At 70.2% G+C, this 15,862-nt stretch carries 17 protein-coding genes; 8 read left to right on the top strand and 9 right to left on the bottom strand.

All coding sequences use genetic code 11. From position 1 onward, the window contains the following. Positions 1-17 precede the first annotated feature (17 nt). The 3 genes from G6O68_RS14245 to G6O68_RS14235 all read right to left on the bottom strand — a co-directional run bounded on the left by G6O68_RS14245 (position 18) and on the right by G6O68_RS14235 (position 3,010). Positions 18-836 carry an esterase/lipase family protein gene (locus G6O68_RS14245; protein ID WP_165248855.1) on the bottom strand — a complete coding sequence of 273 codons (819 nt, stop codon included), beginning with the start codon at positions 834-836 and terminating at the stop codon, positions 18-20. A gap of 498 nt (positions 837-1,334) precedes the next feature. Beyond that, entirely contained in the window at positions 1,335-2,504 is a 1,170-nt protein-coding gene (locus G6O68_RS14240; protein WP_165248853.1) for a pyridoxal phosphate-dependent aminotransferase, read from the bottom strand. An 83-nt stretch (positions 2,505-2,587) separates the two neighbouring features. After that, positions 2,588-3,010, bottom strand: a complete 423-nt coding sequence (locus tag G6O68_RS14235) for a cytochrome c (protein ID WP_165248851.1) — start codon at positions 3,008-3,010, stop codon at positions 2,588-2,590. Positions 3,011-3,260: 250 nt separating this feature from the next. Here G6O68_RS14235 and G6O68_RS14230 point away from each other — a divergent pair, with 250 nt between their 5' ends. The 4 genes from G6O68_RS14230 (at position 3,261) to G6O68_RS14215 (ending at position 7,251) form a co-directional block, all read left to right on the top strand. Beyond that, a complete protein-coding gene (locus G6O68_RS14230) occupies positions 3,261-4,304 on the top strand; it encodes a DUF1559 domain-containing protein (protein ID WP_165248849.1) in 1,044 nt (347 codons plus the stop codon). Positions 4,305-4,315: 11 nt separating this feature from the next. Beyond that, positions 4,316-4,681 carry a hypothetical protein gene (locus tag G6O68_RS14225; protein ID WP_165248847.1) on the top strand — a complete coding sequence of 122 codons (366 nt, stop codon included), beginning with the start codon at positions 4,316-4,318 and terminating at the stop codon, positions 4,679-4,681. 164 nt (positions 4,682-4,845) lie between these two features. Continuing rightward, the gene (ypfJ, locus tag G6O68_RS14220) at positions 4,846-5,706 is read left to right on the top strand and encodes a KPN_02809 family neutral zinc metallopeptidase (RefSeq protein WP_165248845.1); all 861 of its coding nucleotides are present in this window, start codon (positions 4,846-4,848) and stop codon (positions 5,704-5,706) included. 333 nt (positions 5,707-6,039) lie between these two features. Next, positions 6,040-7,251, top strand: a complete 1,212-nt coding sequence (locus G6O68_RS14215; protein ID WP_165248843.1) for a hypothetical protein — start codon at positions 6,040-6,042, stop codon at positions 7,249-7,251. A gap of 63 nt (positions 7,252-7,314) precedes the next feature. Here G6O68_RS14215 and G6O68_RS14210 read toward each other — a convergent pair whose 3' ends face one another. The 3 genes from G6O68_RS14210 to G6O68_RS14200 all read right to left on the bottom strand — a co-directional run bounded on the left by G6O68_RS14210 (position 7,315) and on the right by G6O68_RS14200 (position 9,731). Beyond that, entirely contained in the window at positions 7,315-8,289 is a 975-nt protein-coding gene (locus tag G6O68_RS14210) for a ThuA domain-containing protein (RefSeq protein WP_165248841.1), read from the bottom strand. A gap of 77 nt (positions 8,290-8,366) precedes the next feature. Beyond that, positions 8,367-9,299, bottom strand: coding sequence for a cation diffusion facilitator family transporter (locus G6O68_RS14205; RefSeq protein WP_165248839.1), 933 nt, complete (start codon positions 9,297-9,299; stop codon positions 8,367-8,369). A gap of 105 nt (positions 9,300-9,404) precedes the next feature. Continuing rightward, on the bottom strand, positions 9,405-9,731 hold the full coding sequence (locus tag G6O68_RS14200) for a hypothetical protein (protein WP_165248837.1): 327 nt from the start codon (positions 9,729-9,731) through the stop codon (positions 9,405-9,407). A gap of 394 nt (positions 9,732-10,125) precedes the next feature. Here G6O68_RS14200 and G6O68_RS14195 point away from each other — a divergent pair, with 394 nt between their 5' ends. The 3 genes from G6O68_RS14195 to G6O68_RS14185 all read left to right on the top strand — a co-directional run bounded on the left by G6O68_RS14195 (position 10,126) and on the right by G6O68_RS14185 (position 12,130). Beyond that, the gene (locus tag G6O68_RS14195; protein WP_165248835.1) at positions 10,126-10,548 is read left to right on the top strand and encodes a DUF6157 family protein; all 423 of its coding nucleotides are present in this window, start codon (positions 10,126-10,128) and stop codon (positions 10,546-10,548) included. A gap of 23 nt (positions 10,549-10,571) precedes the next feature. Next, on the top strand, positions 10,572-11,075 hold the full coding sequence (locus G6O68_RS14190) for a GNAT family N-acetyltransferase (RefSeq protein ID WP_165248833.1): 504 nt from the start codon (positions 10,572-10,574) through the stop codon (positions 11,073-11,075). A 326-nt stretch (positions 11,076-11,401) separates the two neighbouring features. Further along, positions 11,402-12,130 carry a PEP-CTERM sorting domain-containing protein gene (locus tag G6O68_RS14185; RefSeq protein WP_165248831.1) on the top strand — a complete coding sequence of 243 codons (729 nt, stop codon included), beginning with the start codon at positions 11,402-11,404 and terminating at the stop codon, positions 12,128-12,130. A 133-nt stretch (positions 12,131-12,263) separates the two neighbouring features. Here G6O68_RS14185 and G6O68_RS14180 read toward each other — a convergent pair whose 3' ends face one another. Then, positions 12,264-12,842, bottom strand: coding sequence for a tetratricopeptide repeat protein (locus tag G6O68_RS14180; protein WP_165248829.1), 579 nt, complete (start codon positions 12,840-12,842; stop codon positions 12,264-12,266). Positions 12,843-13,064: 222 nt separating this feature from the next. Here G6O68_RS14180 and G6O68_RS14175 point away from each other — a divergent pair, with 222 nt between their 5' ends. Beyond that, positions 13,065-13,499 carry a hypothetical protein gene (locus tag G6O68_RS14175; RefSeq protein ID WP_165248827.1) on the top strand — a complete coding sequence of 145 codons (435 nt, stop codon included), beginning with the start codon at positions 13,065-13,067 and terminating at the stop codon, positions 13,497-13,499. Between the two features lie 18 nt (positions 13,500-13,517). On the opposite strand, the gene ilvA is transcribed toward G6O68_RS14175, so the two are convergent. After that, on the bottom strand, positions 13,518-15,023 hold the full coding sequence (gene ilvA, locus G6O68_RS14170; RefSeq protein WP_165248921.1) for a threonine ammonia-lyase, biosynthetic: 1,506 nt from the start codon (positions 15,021-15,023) through the stop codon (positions 13,518-13,520). A gap of 222 nt (positions 15,024-15,245) precedes the next feature. After that, positions 15,246-15,818, bottom strand: a complete 573-nt coding sequence (locus G6O68_RS14165) for a hypothetical protein (protein WP_165248825.1) — start codon at positions 15,816-15,818, stop codon at positions 15,246-15,248. Between the last annotated feature and the right edge of the window lie 44 nt (positions 15,819-15,862).

Raw genomic sequence — 15,862 nt, 5'->3', positions numbered from 1 at the left:
AGGCCGACGGGCGGCGATCAGCGGGCCGAGGACGGGACCGAAACGACCGCCGCGGCGTCCGCTTCGGCGTCGGCGCCGAACCCGTGGGCGATCAGGTTCTCGATGATGCGGCCGTAGTAAGCGGGGACGTCCCGCGCCTCGGCGTCGGTCCTGCCGTGGGTCAGCCAGTTCATCTGCCGGAGGTGGTCGAGCGGCCAGGGGTCGAGCGGCTCGCCGAACGCCATGGCCGACTCGACCGAGACCAGGCCGTCGTTCGGGCCTTCCATCTCGGCGAGCGCCTCGTGGAGCCGACGCAGGGGCCAGGCCACGTCGCCCGGGTCGGGATCCCCGGCGATGCTGAAGCAGGGGACGTCGGCGAGCGTCCCGTACTTGCGGCGGAATCGTCGCGAGGCCTGGCGGGTGATGTCGAGGCAGCCCCGGTAGTCGATCCCCATGACGTTCAGCAGGCGATAGATCCGGCCGGCCTTGAGCTTGGCGAAGTCGGCGATGGTCGACCCCATGTGGGGCGTGGCGATCGTCGTCAGGCTCAGGATGCGGTCGCTCCAGCCGGGCTCGGCGAGCAGCCGACGCGCGTCGAGCCCCCCCATGCTGTGGCCGATGACGTGCACCGGCTCGTCCGGAAAGTAGGTGTCGATGCGGTATCCCAGCCGCTGGGCCCGGAAGTCGATCGACGCGATCGGGTGCACGCGCGTGGTCAGCACGCGGTTGCCCGCGTCGCGGAGGATTTGCGGGATGCCCCGGAAGTACGACGTCAGGGTCAGCGGGCCGAAGCCGATCCGCGTGAACCCGAACAGACCGTGGGCGAGGATGATGGGAGCCTTCAGACGCCCGATCATGGTGGGGTCGATCTCGATGGGCCTGGCGGCCAGGCCGGGGTGTTGAATCCTAGGGCATGACGGAGCCGCTCGTCGATCCGCTGCACGTCTCTCTGCTTCTATTGTATGGCATGAATCTTGAGGGGAAGCCGAGGATTTTCGCGTCAGCATTTCAGACGTCCGAACTTTGCGGGTTGCAGCGGTTAAGGGCGACTCGAAGGCCTCGAGATTCGTCCCTTGCGAAGTTGAAGCCGAGGCGTAGCATTCGATCGCGGACGACACGCCGGTCGCGCGGAATTGCCGGGACGTCGGGATTGATCAGGCGCCGAACCGCGAAAAGGTGCGTGGGACGAACGGAGTTTGATCCGCCAAGCGGCTCGGATGTGGGGATGCGGCCGACCGGCCGCGTCCGAGGAAGGCGGGGACAGGCACGCCTCGGTGCCGGTCGCCGTCGTCGCCGGGACGGACGAGGTGTTCGTCTCCATCCCTCCCCGGCTCCTCGGAACCCAGCAACCTCCGTCAGACGACGACCCGCAGCACCCGCAGCCTCCGGGCGGCCTCGTCGAGCGTCTCCTCGCGCTTGCAGAAGCAGAAGCGGACGTAGGAGCGGCCGAGGTCCTTGTCCTGGAAGAAGCTGGAGCCGGGGACGGTCGCCACGCCGATCTCGCGGACGAGCTTGCCGGCGAACGCGACGTCGTCGGTCGCGCCGAAGGGGGTGATGCCGGCCATGACGTAGTAGGCGCCCTGGGGGGCCTCGAACTCGAAGCCGACTTCCCAGAGGGCCTTGCAGAAGCGGTCGCGGCGGGCCTGGTAGGCGGCGGCGAGGTCGTCGTAGTAGGACCGGGGGAGGCGGTAGGCGACCGCGCCGGCCTCTTGCAGCGGGGCCGCCGCGCCGATCGAGACGAAGTCGTGGACCTGGCGGAAGGTCTTCGTCAGGTGGGGCGGGGCGAGGATCGTGCCGATCCGCCAGCCGGTGACGGAGTAGGTCTTGGACATCCCGCCCACGACCACCGAGCGTTCCTTCATCCCGTCGAGCGCCGCGAGGGCGACGTGCTGTCGGCCGTCGTAGAGGATGTGCTCGTAGATCTCGTCGGTGATCGCGATCACGTCCCACTTGCGGCAGAGGGCGGCGACGGCCTCCAGCTCCTCGCGGGTGAACACGGCCCCCGTGGGGTTGTTCGGGTTGCAGAGGACGATCGCCTTGGTGCGGTCGTTGAAGGCGGCGGCCAGCTCGTCGGGGTCGAACTTCCAGTCCGGGGGGCGGACGGGGAAGAAGCGGGGCGAGGCGCCGGCCAGCACGCAGTCGGGCCAGTAGTTCTCGTAGAAGGGCTGCGTCAGGATCACCTCGTCGCCGGGGTTGATGATCGAGAGCAGGGCGACGAGCATGGCCTCGGTGCTGCCGCAGGTGACCGTGATCTCGGCCTCAGGATCGACGTCCAGGCCCAGGTGCCAGGCGGCGTGCTCGGCGATCGCCCGCCGAAGTTCGTGCGCGCCCCAGGTGATCGCGTACTGGTTGACGTCGTCCTGGATGGCGCGGCAGGCTGCGTCCTTGAGGGCCTGGGGGGCGGCGAAGTCGGGCATGCCCTGGGCGAGATTGACGGCGTCGTGGCGGCGGGCCTCGATCGACATGCCGCGGATGACGCTGTCGGTGAACCGCGAGGCCTTGGCGGCGATCAACGGGTGCTGCATGGGAGTCGGCGTCTCGCATACGGGGCGGGGCCGCCGCCGCGGTGGGGCGCGACGGCGGCCGGGGTGGGGCCGGGGCGGGGGTGTCAGTCGGGCTGATGGGCCTCGTGGCAGGCCTTGCAGGAGCCGCCGATGCTCTTGGTGGCGGCCTTGAAGCCGTCCACGTCCTTCTTGTCGACGGCCGTACCGAGCGATTCGGCGTGCTCGGCGAGGGCCTTGGTCAGCTTGTCCCACGAGGCCTTGTCGCCCTTCGGGGGCTGGTTCGCGGCGAGGGCCGGGGCATACTTGGCGAAGACGTCGGACGCCTCCTTGACCTTCGCCCAGTCGGGCGAGCCGGCCTTGGCGGCGGCCTTCAGCGTGTTGTTCGGCGAGTTCTTGCCGGCGAACAGCTTCTTCATCACCACTTCGATGCTGGCCGCTTCGTCGGCCGCGGCGTCGACGCGCGCGGCCGAGAGGCCGGCGATCAGGACCAGGGCCGCCAGGCTCGCTCCGCAGATCAGACTCTTCATGCAAGGCTCCTCAAGGGACCATGAGAACGGGGCCTCCGGCGCGGAAGCCCGCCGCTGCACCATCGGAGAGGCGGGGGATCGACCACGATCCGCCACCGGAATAGACTACCGGCCGGCCCCGGCCCGGGCCAGAACAGCCGGGCCGAAATGCAGGCCCCGCCCGCACGCGGAAGGCTTGCGACGAGGCCCGGCCCTATTACAATCGGCCTTGAGCGGGACGAGCGACGGGGCCGGGGGAGCGGGGGACGCCATGAGAGACATACGCATCGGGCGGGCCTTCACGCTGATCGAACTACTGGTCGCGATCGCGATCATCGGGGTGCTGATCGCCCTGCTGCTGCCGGCCGTCCAGTCGGCGCGGGAGGCGGGCCGGCGGGTCCAGTGCTCCAACAACCTGAAGCAGATCGGCCTGGCGCTGCACCATTACGCCTCGGCCCACGGCGTCTTCCCGCCCGGAAGGGTCAACAGCCACGTCGCCGGCCGGGGGAACACCTGGGGGACCTACTCCCAGCTGCTCCCGCAGCTCGACCTGTCGCCGGTCGCCAACGCGTTCAACTTCGACCTCGCGCCCGATCTCGACCCGGCCAACACCACCGCCGGGGCCGTCTTCATCGCCCCGTTCCTCTGCCCGAGCGACCCCGGCCCGGCCCGGCGCGCCCAGGACCATTACGGGATGCACAACTACCCGGCGTGCGTGGGCGGCCTCCATCCGGTGACGCAGGCCCCGGTCGACGCCTCGGGCGCGGCGATCGCGGTCCGGCCCGACGGCCTGTTCTCGGAGAACGTCGCGGTGCGCCTGGCCGCGGTCGGCGACGGCCTGTCGAACACCGTCGCGATCGGCGAGTCGATCCGCTCGGTCCCCGGGATCGGCTTCGCGGCCGACCGGCTCAACGGCTTCGTGATCACGGGGGACAACAAGACGATCGGGCCGCCGATCACCTCGGACGCCGACTACGCCGCGCTTTGCCTGGTCGCCTCGCCCCCCGGCTTCCAGGTGACGCGCGGGAGCAAGTGGCACTACGGGGCCCCCGGCCATAGCCTGTACAACCACCGCCGGCGGCCCAACGACGACCGGGTCGACTGCCGCGGCGGCCTGCCCCATAGCGACAAGAGCGACCCGGCCTGGCATCAGCTCTCGCTCGACGTCGCCGCGAGGAGCCGGCACCCCGGCGGAGTCCACGCCCTCCTCGCCGACGGTCACGTCGGGTTCGTGAAGGACTCCGTCTCCCTCCCGGTCTGGCGGGCGCTTGCGAGCCTCGCCGGCGGCGAGGTCGTCTCGTCCGGATCGTACTGAGGGCCTCGGCCATGAGCGTCGGCCGCCTCCTGCCCCTCGCCCTCCCGCTCCTCCTCGTCGCGGCGGCCGGCTGCGGGCCGACTCCCGGCGCCGCCGGCCTGTGGGACCTCCGCGTGGGGGGCGAGGCGAAGCTGGCCGGGGCGGGGGACGCTCCGGACGTCGTCGTGAGGCTCCCCGTCGCCCCGCCGGCCTCGGCCCGGTCGACCGGCCGCGCGTCGCGGGCGGCCGCGAAGGACGAGGACGTCGCCCTCCCGGCCGGGACGCGGGTCGAGATCCTGGCCGTCGACGGCGACGACGCCCGCGTCCGGATCGCCGAGGGCCCCCACGCCGGCTCGATCGGCTGGATCGAGTGCCGCCGGCTGGAGCCGACCCCCTGAGGTTTCGGCCCGCCGGCCTCGCGGATCGGTTTCTCCGAGGGGATCCGGCACGGCCCTTGCCTACCCTAGCTCCCGCAAATACCCTTTGTCCATGAAGATCGCGCGCCTTCAGCGCGTCGGGACCGAGGGCGACCATTCGATGCGGAATCTCCGGGAGACGGCCCATGCGTTGGCAAGGCGGACGTGAGAGTGAGAACGTCGAGGATCGTCGCGGCCTCTCGACGGCGGCGGTGGGCGGCGGGATCGGGACCCTGATCGTGATCCTGCTCGCCGCATTTCTGGGGATCGACCCGCGGCCCCTGATGCAGATCTTCCAGGGGGGCGCGCCCGGCGGGGCGGCCCAGCCGCAGCAACGCGAGCGAGAGCTGACCCCGGAAGAACAGCGGCAGGGCCAATTCGTCCGCACCCTGATGGGCATGACCGAGGACGTCTGGAACGAGCAGTTCGCCAAGATCGGCCGCGAGTACCAGGAGCCGACCCTCGTCCTCTTCTCCGGCCAGGTGGGGACCGAGGGCTGCGGGTTCGCCAGCTCCGCGGTCGGGCCGTTCTACTGCCCCGGCGACCAGAAGGTTTACATCGACCTGACCTTTTACGAGGAGTTGGAGACGAAATTCAAGGCCCCCGGCGAGTTCGCCCAGGCCTACGTCATCGCCCACGAGGTCGGCCACCACGTCCAGCACCTGCTGGGGATCAGCGACAAGATCTCGCGCGCCCAGCAGCAGGCGAGCAAGGCCGAGGCCAACCAGCTCTCCGTCATGTTGGAGCTGCAGGCCGACTTCCTGGCCGGGGTCTGGGCGCATCACATCGAGAAGAAGCGCCACGTCCTGGAGAGCGGCGACATCGAGTCCGGCCTCCGCGCCGCCACGGCCATCGGCGACGACGCCCTGCAGAAGCAGGCCCAGGGCTACGCCGTCCCCGACTCGTTCACCCACGGCACGTCCGAGCAGCGCGTCCGCTGGTTCACCAAGGGCCTTCAGACCGGCGACATCAACCAGGGCGACACCTTCAACGCCCCGGAACTCTGACCAGCTCCCCCGCCCTCCTGTCGAGATTCCCACGGCTTCCCTCCCCCCGGGGAGGGAAGCGAGTCTGCCGCCGGCGCAACCGCCCCATTCGACACGGCGTCCGCAATCGCGACGTCGGGATCAATCCTCGCGCCGCGTCCGACCGTCGCTTCGGGTCGGTTGATTGGGAACGGTTCTTCGCGGAGGGGGGCCGATAAGAAGGTCAGTTTGAGGGCCCAGGGCGGTAGCGCGCCGGGTCCCTGTCGCGGCGTCGGGCCTCGGTCGGGTCGTCCGTCCGGGGGAGGAGTCTCGTCGAACGCCGCAACGTCCCTCGCGATCATGGAGGATCGTCGCATGTCGGCCTCATCGAACCGCGCCCGCACGTCGCGTCACACCTTCCGCCCGACGGCGACCGCCGACGCCCGCCTCGAAGAGCGGATCGTCATGTCGAACGCGCCCGTGACGCTGAACGAGTACCTGCGGATCTCGCAGCGGCTGCTGGCGAACCCGTCGCCCCGGCTGGCCCGCGTGGTGGGCTTCCCGGCGTTCACCAAGGACGCCCCGGGCGTCTCCGAGAACCCGAGGACGATCTACGCGCCGGCGATCCAGACGATCCGCGGCGGCCAGGCGGTCAACGTGGTCACGAACGACGGCTCGCGGTTCCGCATCCAGCTCGCCTACGTCTCCAACACCCAGCAGACCGCCGCCGCCGAGGGCGCCGCCGGCGCCTACGCGGTGGGCTCGGGCCAGACGGCCCTCTCGATCGCCCAGCCGACCGAGACGCCGCAGCCCCAGGGGACGGTGCGCGTCTACCCCCGGCCCGACGGCTCGGTCGGCATCATCGTCGACGGCTCGACCTCGAACACCGAGCTGACCATCAGCCCGCTCCCCCGGTCGATCCGCAAGGGCTACGCCCACAGCTTCGCCTACGGCCAGGCCGAGCAGTCCCGCGTGCTCGACGTCAGCTCGATCACCATCAACAGCGGCCAGATCGCGGCCATCCTCGGCTTCCACACGGCGGACCTGACCGGGCCGGTCTCCGTCAGTGGGACGCAGGCGATCGACCGGATGGCCTTCCGCTCGATCCAGCCCGGGGCCTCGATCACCACCGGCGGCGACCTCAACACGCTCGACGTGCTCCAGGACGTCACCCTGAGCGGCAGCAACATCTCGATCGGCCGCGACCTGAACCTGTTCAACGTCGGCGGGAACGTCTCCTTGCAGAACGGCGCCAACGTCTTCGTGAACCGCGACATGGGGCTGGTCGCCCAGGCGCCGAAGGGGACCGGCACCGGGGCCAACGTCCTCACGCTGAACGTCCCCCTCGTCGGCACGCAGTCGTCCCAGCAGTATCCGGGCGTCTCCGCCTACATCCAGGGCGACCTGGTGATCAACCCGGGCAGCCAGTTCGCGGTGGGCCGCGCGATCGACCAGCTCTTCTACGTCGGCGGCGACCTCACCGGGGCCACTGGCTTCAGCTTCGCGGAGAGCAACGTCCAGGATCCGTCGGATCCCAACGCGCCGCCGATCTTCCCGTTGCAGGTGGTCGGGACCATCACCGCCTGAGCCCCGACGGGAGGGCCGCCCGGCGAGGATCCACGAGCCCTCGCCGGGCGGCCCGTCGGGCCGTCATCGCCTCGGGCCGGCCAGGTAGGCCGGCTCGATGTCCTTCTTGAACGTCCCGACGCCCGAGTTGTTCGGCTCGTAAGGGGCGACGAAGTCGGCCTTCACGCCGTCAGCGGGGATCTGCTCCTCCAGGCCGAGCGCCCAGAAGACGCCGTTGAGGGCGAGCTTCCGCATCGACTCCGCCCGGAAGTCGAACGGGTGGCCGAGCGTGGTGAAGAAGACCCGCGCCGGCTTGCCGCTCGCGCCGGTGTAGGTCTTCGTCCAGGCGACGGGGTTGGTCTCCGGGAAGCGGTCGAACTCCTTCGCGTGGCCCGATTTCAGGGCCTTGCCGATCAGCAGCTTCGTGCACTCCCCTTCCAGCGAATCGCCCCCGCCCTCGACATGGTAGAGCCACGAGTAGGCCTCGAAAGACTTCACGCCCCGGAGCGCGGGGTGGCCGGCCTCGGGGGTGTTGATCGAGACGGCGGTGAGCATCTCCTCGCCGTCGCCGAAGTGGCCGTGGTGGGTGATCCATTTCTGGCCGAAGACCTTGCGCTCCCAGGCCTCGTTCATCTCGGCCGCGTGGGGGCCGCCGTCGTACTTGAAGGCGTGGGTGGCCGTGCGGAAGCCCATCATCGGCTTGCCGCCGTCGGCGTACTTCTTGATGCGTTCGAGCTGGTCGTCGGGGAGCTTGCGGAAACGGGTGAACATCACCACGAGGTCGGCGTCGTCGAGCGCCTCCAGGCCGGCGATGTTCGCCAGGGCGTTGGGATCGACCTTCCCCTCGGCGTTCATCGAGTAGCAGACCGAGACGCGGAAGCCGTGGGTCTCGTCGAGGATCCTCGCCAGCATCGGCAGCGACTCCTCGCTGCGGTACTCCTCGTCGCCGCTGATGAGGACGACGTGGGGCTTCTTCGCCGGCTCGTCGGCGGCCCTCGCGACCAGGGGGAGCAGCAGCAGGCAGGCCGGGGCGATCCAGCGAGAGAACGCGCGCGCCATGGGGGGATCCTCGGAGGTGTGGGGCGGTTTCCGCCGTTATAAGGCCGGGGAGGCCCCGGTGCAACGGGCACGACGGCTCAGGCCTCGTCGGAGTGCGCGTGGCGGTGCGGGAACGGCTCCAGGTGCACGAGGACGTCGCGGACGATGGGGAACCGCTCCAGGATGCGATCCTTCACCTGGTGGCTGATCCGATGCCCCTCGTCGACGCTCAGCTCGGCGGGGACCTGGACGTGGATGTCGACCAGGTACTCCAGCCCCGTCTTGCGGACCCAGAGCTTGTCGACGTCGCTGACCTCGGGGGGGTCGACGGCCACGTCCCGGATCGCCGCCACGAAGTCGGCGTCGGCCTGCGCGTCCATCAACTCCTGCGCACTGGAGAACAAGAGAGTCGTCGCCGAGTAGAGGATCACGCCGACGACGACCATGGCCGCCACGGCGTCGAGCCAGGCGTAGCCCGGCCCCAGGATCCGCACCAGGGCCAGGCTGATGAGCACGGCCAGGGCGCTGAGGGCGTCGGAGCGGTGGTCCCAGGCGTTGGCGATCAGGGCGCTGGAGCCGAGCCGGCGGCCCAGGCGGATCTTGTACTGGTAGAGCGCCTCCTTGATCGCCACGTTGACGCCGGCGATCAGCAGGGTCCAGAGGGGCGGGACGGCCTCGATCGGCTCGGGCGGGAACGACCTAAGGGTGTTCCAGCCCACGAGCAGGGCCGAGACGATCACCAGCACCGCCACGTTCGAGCCGGCGATGGCCTCGGCCCGCGTGTGGCCGTAGGGATGTTCGGCGTCGGCCGGCTTCTGGGCCACCCGGAAGGCCAGCAGGACCGCCGTCGACGTGAAGACGTCGCCCAGCGAATTCACCGCGTCGGAGACCATCGCCAGCGACCCGCCGACGATCCCCCCGACGAGCTTCGCCGCACCGAGGGCCAGGTTGACCACCAGCCCCAGGATCGTCGCGCGCACCGCCGCGCCGTACAGCCGGCGTTTGACCAGTTCCACCTTGCGAACGCGCATCCCACGGAGCCCACCGCCGCGACGACGGCGCATCCGCCCGGGCGGCCTCCATCTTATCCGCCCCGGCCCCCCCGACAATCAGAAGATCCGCGACGCCCCGCCAACTCACGGTTGGAACGGCCGGCGAAAGGCCACCCGCTTGAGGTCCCGGTGGCGTTCCAGCGACGACGCGGAGTGGTCGAGCTCCACCCGCATCGCCAGTTTCTCCGCGACGTGCCGCTCGCAGCCGGAGTGGAAGGCCCAGGCCCGCAGCGCCTCGAAGCGGCGGAAGCCATACAGATTGACGCCCACCGCGACGACCAGGATCGCCGCCCGCCTGCGAGCCGGGATCGTCCGGGCCGGCCCGACCGGCAGCGCGAATCGTGCGATCGCCCAGAGGGCGATCCGCCAGGCCGCCCCGAATCCGAAGACACACCATCCCCGCCACCCCATCCTCGCGCCCTTTTACAACGCGCCGATTGGCTTCGTTCGCGCCGTCCTCGAAACGAACCCATCGGACGCAACTCGCATCCCTGAAATCCCTTAAACCCTTAACGAGCGATCGGAAATTGGCTTCGTTCGGCGCAGTTCGCGTGTCGGCGGCGAGGCCCCGCGGACCGCTCCGGGCGAAGCCAGGGCGTCGAACCGAATCCTCGACTCAAGATAAAGGATGAGCAGGAATGCAGGTTGCGGACACGCGCGACGAGGAAAATCGACGGAACTCCTCGACAATCCTCACCTGGGGAAGTCGGATCGGAGCCCGAGGTCGCCGTTGCGGGGACGGGCGCGAGTCGGCATCATGCGGCGCGAACCCGCTCGATCCCCGACACGTCCGAGAAATTCCCCGATGAAACCGATCCGAAATACGTTCGTCCTCGTCGCGACCGATTGCCCGGCCGGGCGGGGCAAGCCGCCGGTCGCGAGGGGGGAGAAGCCGACGGTCGCCTCGCTCCAGCATGAATTGCTCACGACCCGACCGTATACGATGACGCTGGAGGACCTGATCCTCGCGGTCCACGTCCGTCGCGCGGGGATGTCGGAGCAGGAGGTTGCCGAGCGGGACGAGTCGATCCGCGCCGAGCTGTTCGCGAAGCCCCACCCCTGCATGCGGGCCTCTCCCCTGCCGAAGACCTACGGCTGGGGCGTGCACCACGACGACGAGGGGCGGATCGCGATCGTCGGCGTCGAGTCGGAGGAGTACGCCCGTTTCGCGCGCGGCGAGGTCGCCGGGGTCGAGGTCGTCCCCGCCATGCGAAACAAGCGGGCCTGAACGCCCGGAAGGACGAGGAAGCCATGACGATCATCCGCCCCGAACGGCCCGGCGACGAGGCGGCGATCCGCGACGTGATCGCCTCGGCCTTCCCCACCGAGGCCGAGGCGAATCTGGTCGACCTGCTGCGCGAGGCCGGCCGGCTGTCGATCTCGCTGGTCGCGGAGGTCGACGGCGCGATCGTCGGCCACGTCGCCTTCAGCCCGGTCACGGTCGACTCCGGCGCGACCGGCGCGGGGCTCGCCCCGCTGGCCGTGCATCCATCCCACCGGCGGACGGGGATCGGCGGCATGCTGATCCAGGAAGGGCTGGCCGCGTGCCGCACGGCGGGCGTCGGCTGGGCCGTGGTCCTGGGCGAACCGCGTTACTACAGCCGTTTCGGCTTCCGCCCCGCGCCGGGCGTCGGCCTGCTCGACGAATACGGCGGCGGCGACGCCTTCCAGGCCGCCGAACTGGCCCGCGACGGCCTGCCCGTCGGCGCGGGGCTCGTGCGGTACGCCCCGGAGTTCGCCTCGCTGGAAGGTTGAGGCCCCTCGCCGGACGCGGCGGTGCCGGATCGCGATTTTTTTTGCGGTGCTCGTGCAAAAGCGGCCCGGGTCTTCGGGTCCGACCAGTCGTGAATTTCTAACGAATTTTAATGAATTCCACACCGATTACATGATAATCCGGCCTCGGTCTGGCAGGAATCGTCCTCTTCATCCGGCTGCAACCGGATCGCCCCCGCGACCGGCCCGCGGCGGCCGGCGATGGATCCTGGACATCGCCGACGCTCGTGGCTAACCTTCGTCACGCTCGCGGCCGAAAGTCGTGCCGGCGTGCGAAGATGGATCATGGGCCTCGAAGGAACGCTTCTATGCCGCGCCGCGCCGGATTGTTCTCCGTGATGGTCGCCTCGAGCCTGCTGATCCCGGCCGCCAAGGCCGATTTCGTCGTGCGAACCGAGACCCTCGAAGGCGAATGGTCCACGACCGAGGGCGGGACGCTCTCGAACCCGGACGGGCCTCGCTTCGGCTCGCTCCCGCCGGCCCCCGGGGTCCAGGGCTTCAAGATGTCCGGGTCGGCCGAGATGGTCGCGCAGGGCGAGTCGGACGAGACGACGCTGAGCGCGGCGTTCCGGGGCGACGCCTCGGGGACCGTCACGGAGGCGAACGTGCTCGTCGGCCTGCGAGGGGGGGTCGAGGTGCTGACGTCGTCGCCGGACACGCGTTCGCTCGTCGTCCGCCTGATGATCGACCTGGCCCTGGTCGACGACGCGACGGGGGCCTCCCGGAACGCCGTCTTGGACACCTCCTTCGCGTACTCGATCGACGAGTCGATGATCTACTCGTTCGACCGCGAGTTCACCTTCGACCTGTCGGCCTTCCAGGGACTTCGGGTCACAGGCGTGTCCGGCCTGGTCAGCCTGAGCAGTTCGTTCTTCTCCGAGGACGCGGGCGACGTGGTGAGGCTGTCCATCCCCGACTCGTCGCTCGATTTCGGCCTGGGCGGCGCGACGGCCGTTCCGGAGCCTTCCTCGCTGGCCTCCGGCGGCCTCGCCGTGCTGCTGGTCCTGGGCTACGCCCGGCGCCGCCGGCGGGCCTGAGCGAGCCGTCGCACGAGCGTAGGGCTCGATGAACTCCTCGGCCGCCCCACATCCCGCCTGGGTGGGCGTCCGAGGAGGTTGATTTCGTCGAGGACGGCTTCCCGATCCGCGCCGATGGCCCGGTCGGCGGTGTTCAGCGAGGGCCCTCGCCGGGGGGCCCGGAACGGTCCTCGCGCGACCTGCGCCAGTGCTCCAGGAAGGTCCTCGCGCCCTCGTCGTCCAGATCCAGGTCCAGGGCCTTTCGATAGCACTCCTCGGCCAGGTCCGGACGGCCCCGGTCCTCATGGCCGTCGGCCTCCGCACGGAGCCCCCGCAACCGCCACATCTTCAGCAAGCGCCTGGCCTGCTCATCGTCCGGGTCCACTTCCACGGCCTTGCGAAAGTATTCCTCGGCCAGATCCTGACGGTCCTGGAACTCGTAGACGTCGGCCTGGCACCAGAGGGGCACGGTCATGTCGGGGGCCAGCATGGCCGCGAACCGGAACCAGATCAGGGCGACTTCCCAGTCCCGCTCCCTGTAGGCCAGGTTGCCGATGTAAAGATGCGTCCAGACGTCGGTGGGGTCCGCCCGGAGCGCCCTCGTGTACGCCTCGCGCGCCTCGTCGAGCCGCTCTCGACGGCTGAACCACGCGCCCAGCGACTGCAGGGCGCGGGCGTCGTCCGGACGCTCCTCAAGGTAGCGCAGGAGCCGCCAGGGTTCTTTGGGCCGCATGGGACGTCTCCGAAGGATTCCACGACGCCCGGCGACGGGGCCTCGATCCCAAAGACGCTCCCGGACTCCCGAGGTTCGGGGCTCGCCGTCACGGCCGACGGCCCGCCGAGGCGGCTCTTTGCGCGAGCGGCCCCTTGAGCGTCGGATCCAGGTCGGTTTAAGATCGCGACATCGGGACCTGCGGACCGGAGGATCGAGACCGCTTGATGGAGGCGGAGCGAGATGGGAACGACCTTGAATGCAAGCGGCGTCCGTCGCGACGGCCTGTGGCTGGCTCGAGGGTTCGCGGTCGTGCTCTTCGCCCTCGCGGGGATCCTGGGGGCGGTCGCGGCGCTCGGGGCGGCCATGGTGATCACCCGAGGTCAGCGCTCCGACGCCCTGATCCTCGTCTCGACCGGGACGATCGCGTGGGTCCTCGGCTGGCTCGGCGCGCGGCTCTGGGCGGGCCGCTCGATCCCGGGCTGGTTCCTCGCCGGCGTCTTCGGGCTGGTCGTCGTGGTCCCGTTCCTCGGGCTGCTCGCGACGGGCGAGTGGGGCCTGGCGATGATGTTGCTCGGGACGATCCTGCCGGGGCTGGTCGTGTTCGACTTCGGGCTGATCTTCGGCCCCCGCACGGCACCTGGGAAAGCGAAGGACGCCGCGGACGACCTGGCTTGAGGCGTCGATCCCCCGTCATCAGCCCAGGAACAGCCGGTAGACCGGGTTCTCGGTCTCGTCGACGCAGGGGTAGCCGAGGCCTTCGGCGAAGTCGTGGAAGGTGGGGAGGTCGGCGTCGGGGATCTGGAGACCGACGAGGATGCGGGCGTAGTCGGCCCCCTGGTTGCGGTAGTGGAACAGGCTGATGTTCCAGGTCGGCGGCATGGCGGCGAGGAACCGCATGAGCGCGCCGGGGCGTTCGGGGAACTCGAAGCGGTAGAGCCGCTCGTGATGCGCCTGCGGGCTGCGGCCGCCGACGAGGTGGCGGATGTGCCCCTTGGCCAGCTCGTCGCCGGTCAGGTCGACGACGGGGAAGCCCTCGTCGATGAACCGACGCGCCAGCGAGGCGGACTCGTCGCGGTCGCCCACGGCCAGGCCGACGAACAGGTGGGCCTCCTTCGGGTCGGAGATCCGGTAGTTGAACTCGGTCACGCTGCGAGGGCCGATCAACGTGCAAAGGTCGCGCAGGATGCCGGGACGCTCGGGGACGGTCACGGCGAAGAGGGCCTCGCGCTCCTCGCCCACCTCGGCCCGCTCGGCGACGAATCGGAGGCGGTCGAAGTTCATGTTGGCCCCGCAGGCGATCGCCACCAGCGTCTCGCCCTGGAGCTTGTGCCTCGCCGCGTACTGCTTGGCGCCCGCCACCGAGAGCGCGCCGGCCGGCTCCAGGATGCTCCGGGTGTCTTCGAACACGTCCTTGATCGCGGCGCAGGCGGCGTCGGCGTCGACCGTGACGAAGTCGTCGACCAGCTCGCGCGTCAGGCGAAACGTCTCCTCGCCCACGAGCTTGACCGCCGTGCCGTCGGAGAAGAGGCCGACGTCCGAAAGCGGCACGCGCTCCCCGGCGCGGACGGAGCGGATCATGGCGTCGGAGTCGGTCGTCTGGACGCCGATGAGCTTGATCTCGGGCCGGACGGCCTTGATGTAGGCGGCGACCCCAGAGATCAAGCCGCCGCCGCCGATCGCCGCGAAGACGGCGTGGATCGGCCCCTGGTGCTGGCGGAGGATCTCCATGCCGATCGTCCCCTGCCCCGCGATCACGTCGGGGTCGTCGAACGGATGGACGAACGTGTATCCGTGAAGCTCGCAAAGCTCCAGCGCGTGGAGGTGGGCGTCGGAGTAGCTCTCGCCGTGCAGGACGACCTCGCCGCCGAGGCCGCGCACGGCCTCGACCTTGAGCGACGGCGTCGTCACCGGCATGACGATCGTCGCCCGGCAGGCGAGCTTCCGCGCGCTGAGCGCCACCCCCTGCGCATGGTTCCCGGCCGACGCGCAGACGACCCCCCGCCCGCGCTCCTCGGCCGAGAGCCCGGCCATCTTGTTGTAGGCCCCCCGCAGCTTGAAGCTGAAGACCGGCTGCTCGTCCTCGCGCTTGAGCCAGAGGTCGTTCCCCAGCCGCGCCGAGAGCTTGGGCGCCCGCTCCAGGGGGGTCTCCACCGCCACGTCGTACACGCGCGCGGTGAGGATCTTCTTCAGGTAGTCCATCGGGCCGAGGGGGGCGGATTGCGGGCCGTTCACGGGGCGGGTCGATCCTGTTGGGTGGGGAAGTCGTGAAACCCCGCGTCGGGCTCCCCTGCTTCGGGGGTCCGGGTCGTCGTGCGACGGGGGTTCCCGGTCGCCGGCCGGCCGACGTCCCTCGTCCTCGATCAGGGTACCATCTCCGAAGGGGCCCTGGGCACCCCGCTCGGCGTCGTCGGCCCGCCGGGACTACTTGGGGACGGTCCCGGCGGCGAGGTTCTTGTTCACGCGGTCCATGAGCTGCCGGAAGACGTCGGGGTTGTAGCCGGCGGTGAAGCTGAGGAGCGAGGAGAGCCCGGCGAGCCGGATGTACTTCTCCAGGGAGAGATTCGTGAACGCCTGATCGGAGAGGAGGATGGAGCCGGACTGGACGATCAGGAAGATGAAGAAGCCCCGCGTGACGGCGGCGACGTAGGCGTCGCGGCGGCCGGCCGGGTCGCCGGGGCCTTCCCCGCCGACGGCCCGGAACCCGAGGGCGCCGAGGAAGGCCGAAACGCAGCAGAGCATCGCGGTGTTCGTGACCGTGTGGCAGGCCACGATGACCGCCAGGCAGCCGATCAGCTCGACCGCCCCCGCGATCTTGTGGTTGCGGACCGGGTCGATGAAATCCTGCGTGCCGACCGCGATCCCCGCCGCCAGGAGCGTCATCCAGGCTGCGAACGCCAGCCCGCCGGCCGCCACCTCCGCGAGCGCCAGGCGCCGGGGGCTCGCCTCGCGCGTCGCCCATGGGAGCACCGTCGGCGGCACCACCGACGCTCGCACGAGCGTGGACGCCGACGAATCCCGAATCCCCGCACCGACCGCGA

Origin of the sequence: Paludisphaera soli (assembly GCF_011064595.1) — a bacterium.
Taxonomy (GTDB): domain Bacteria; phylum Planctomycetota; class Planctomycetia; order Isosphaerales; family Isosphaeraceae; genus Paludisphaera; species Paludisphaera soli.
The sequence above is the reverse complement of the archived record's forward strand: the minus strand, read 5'-3'. Positions and strand labels throughout refer to the sequence as shown.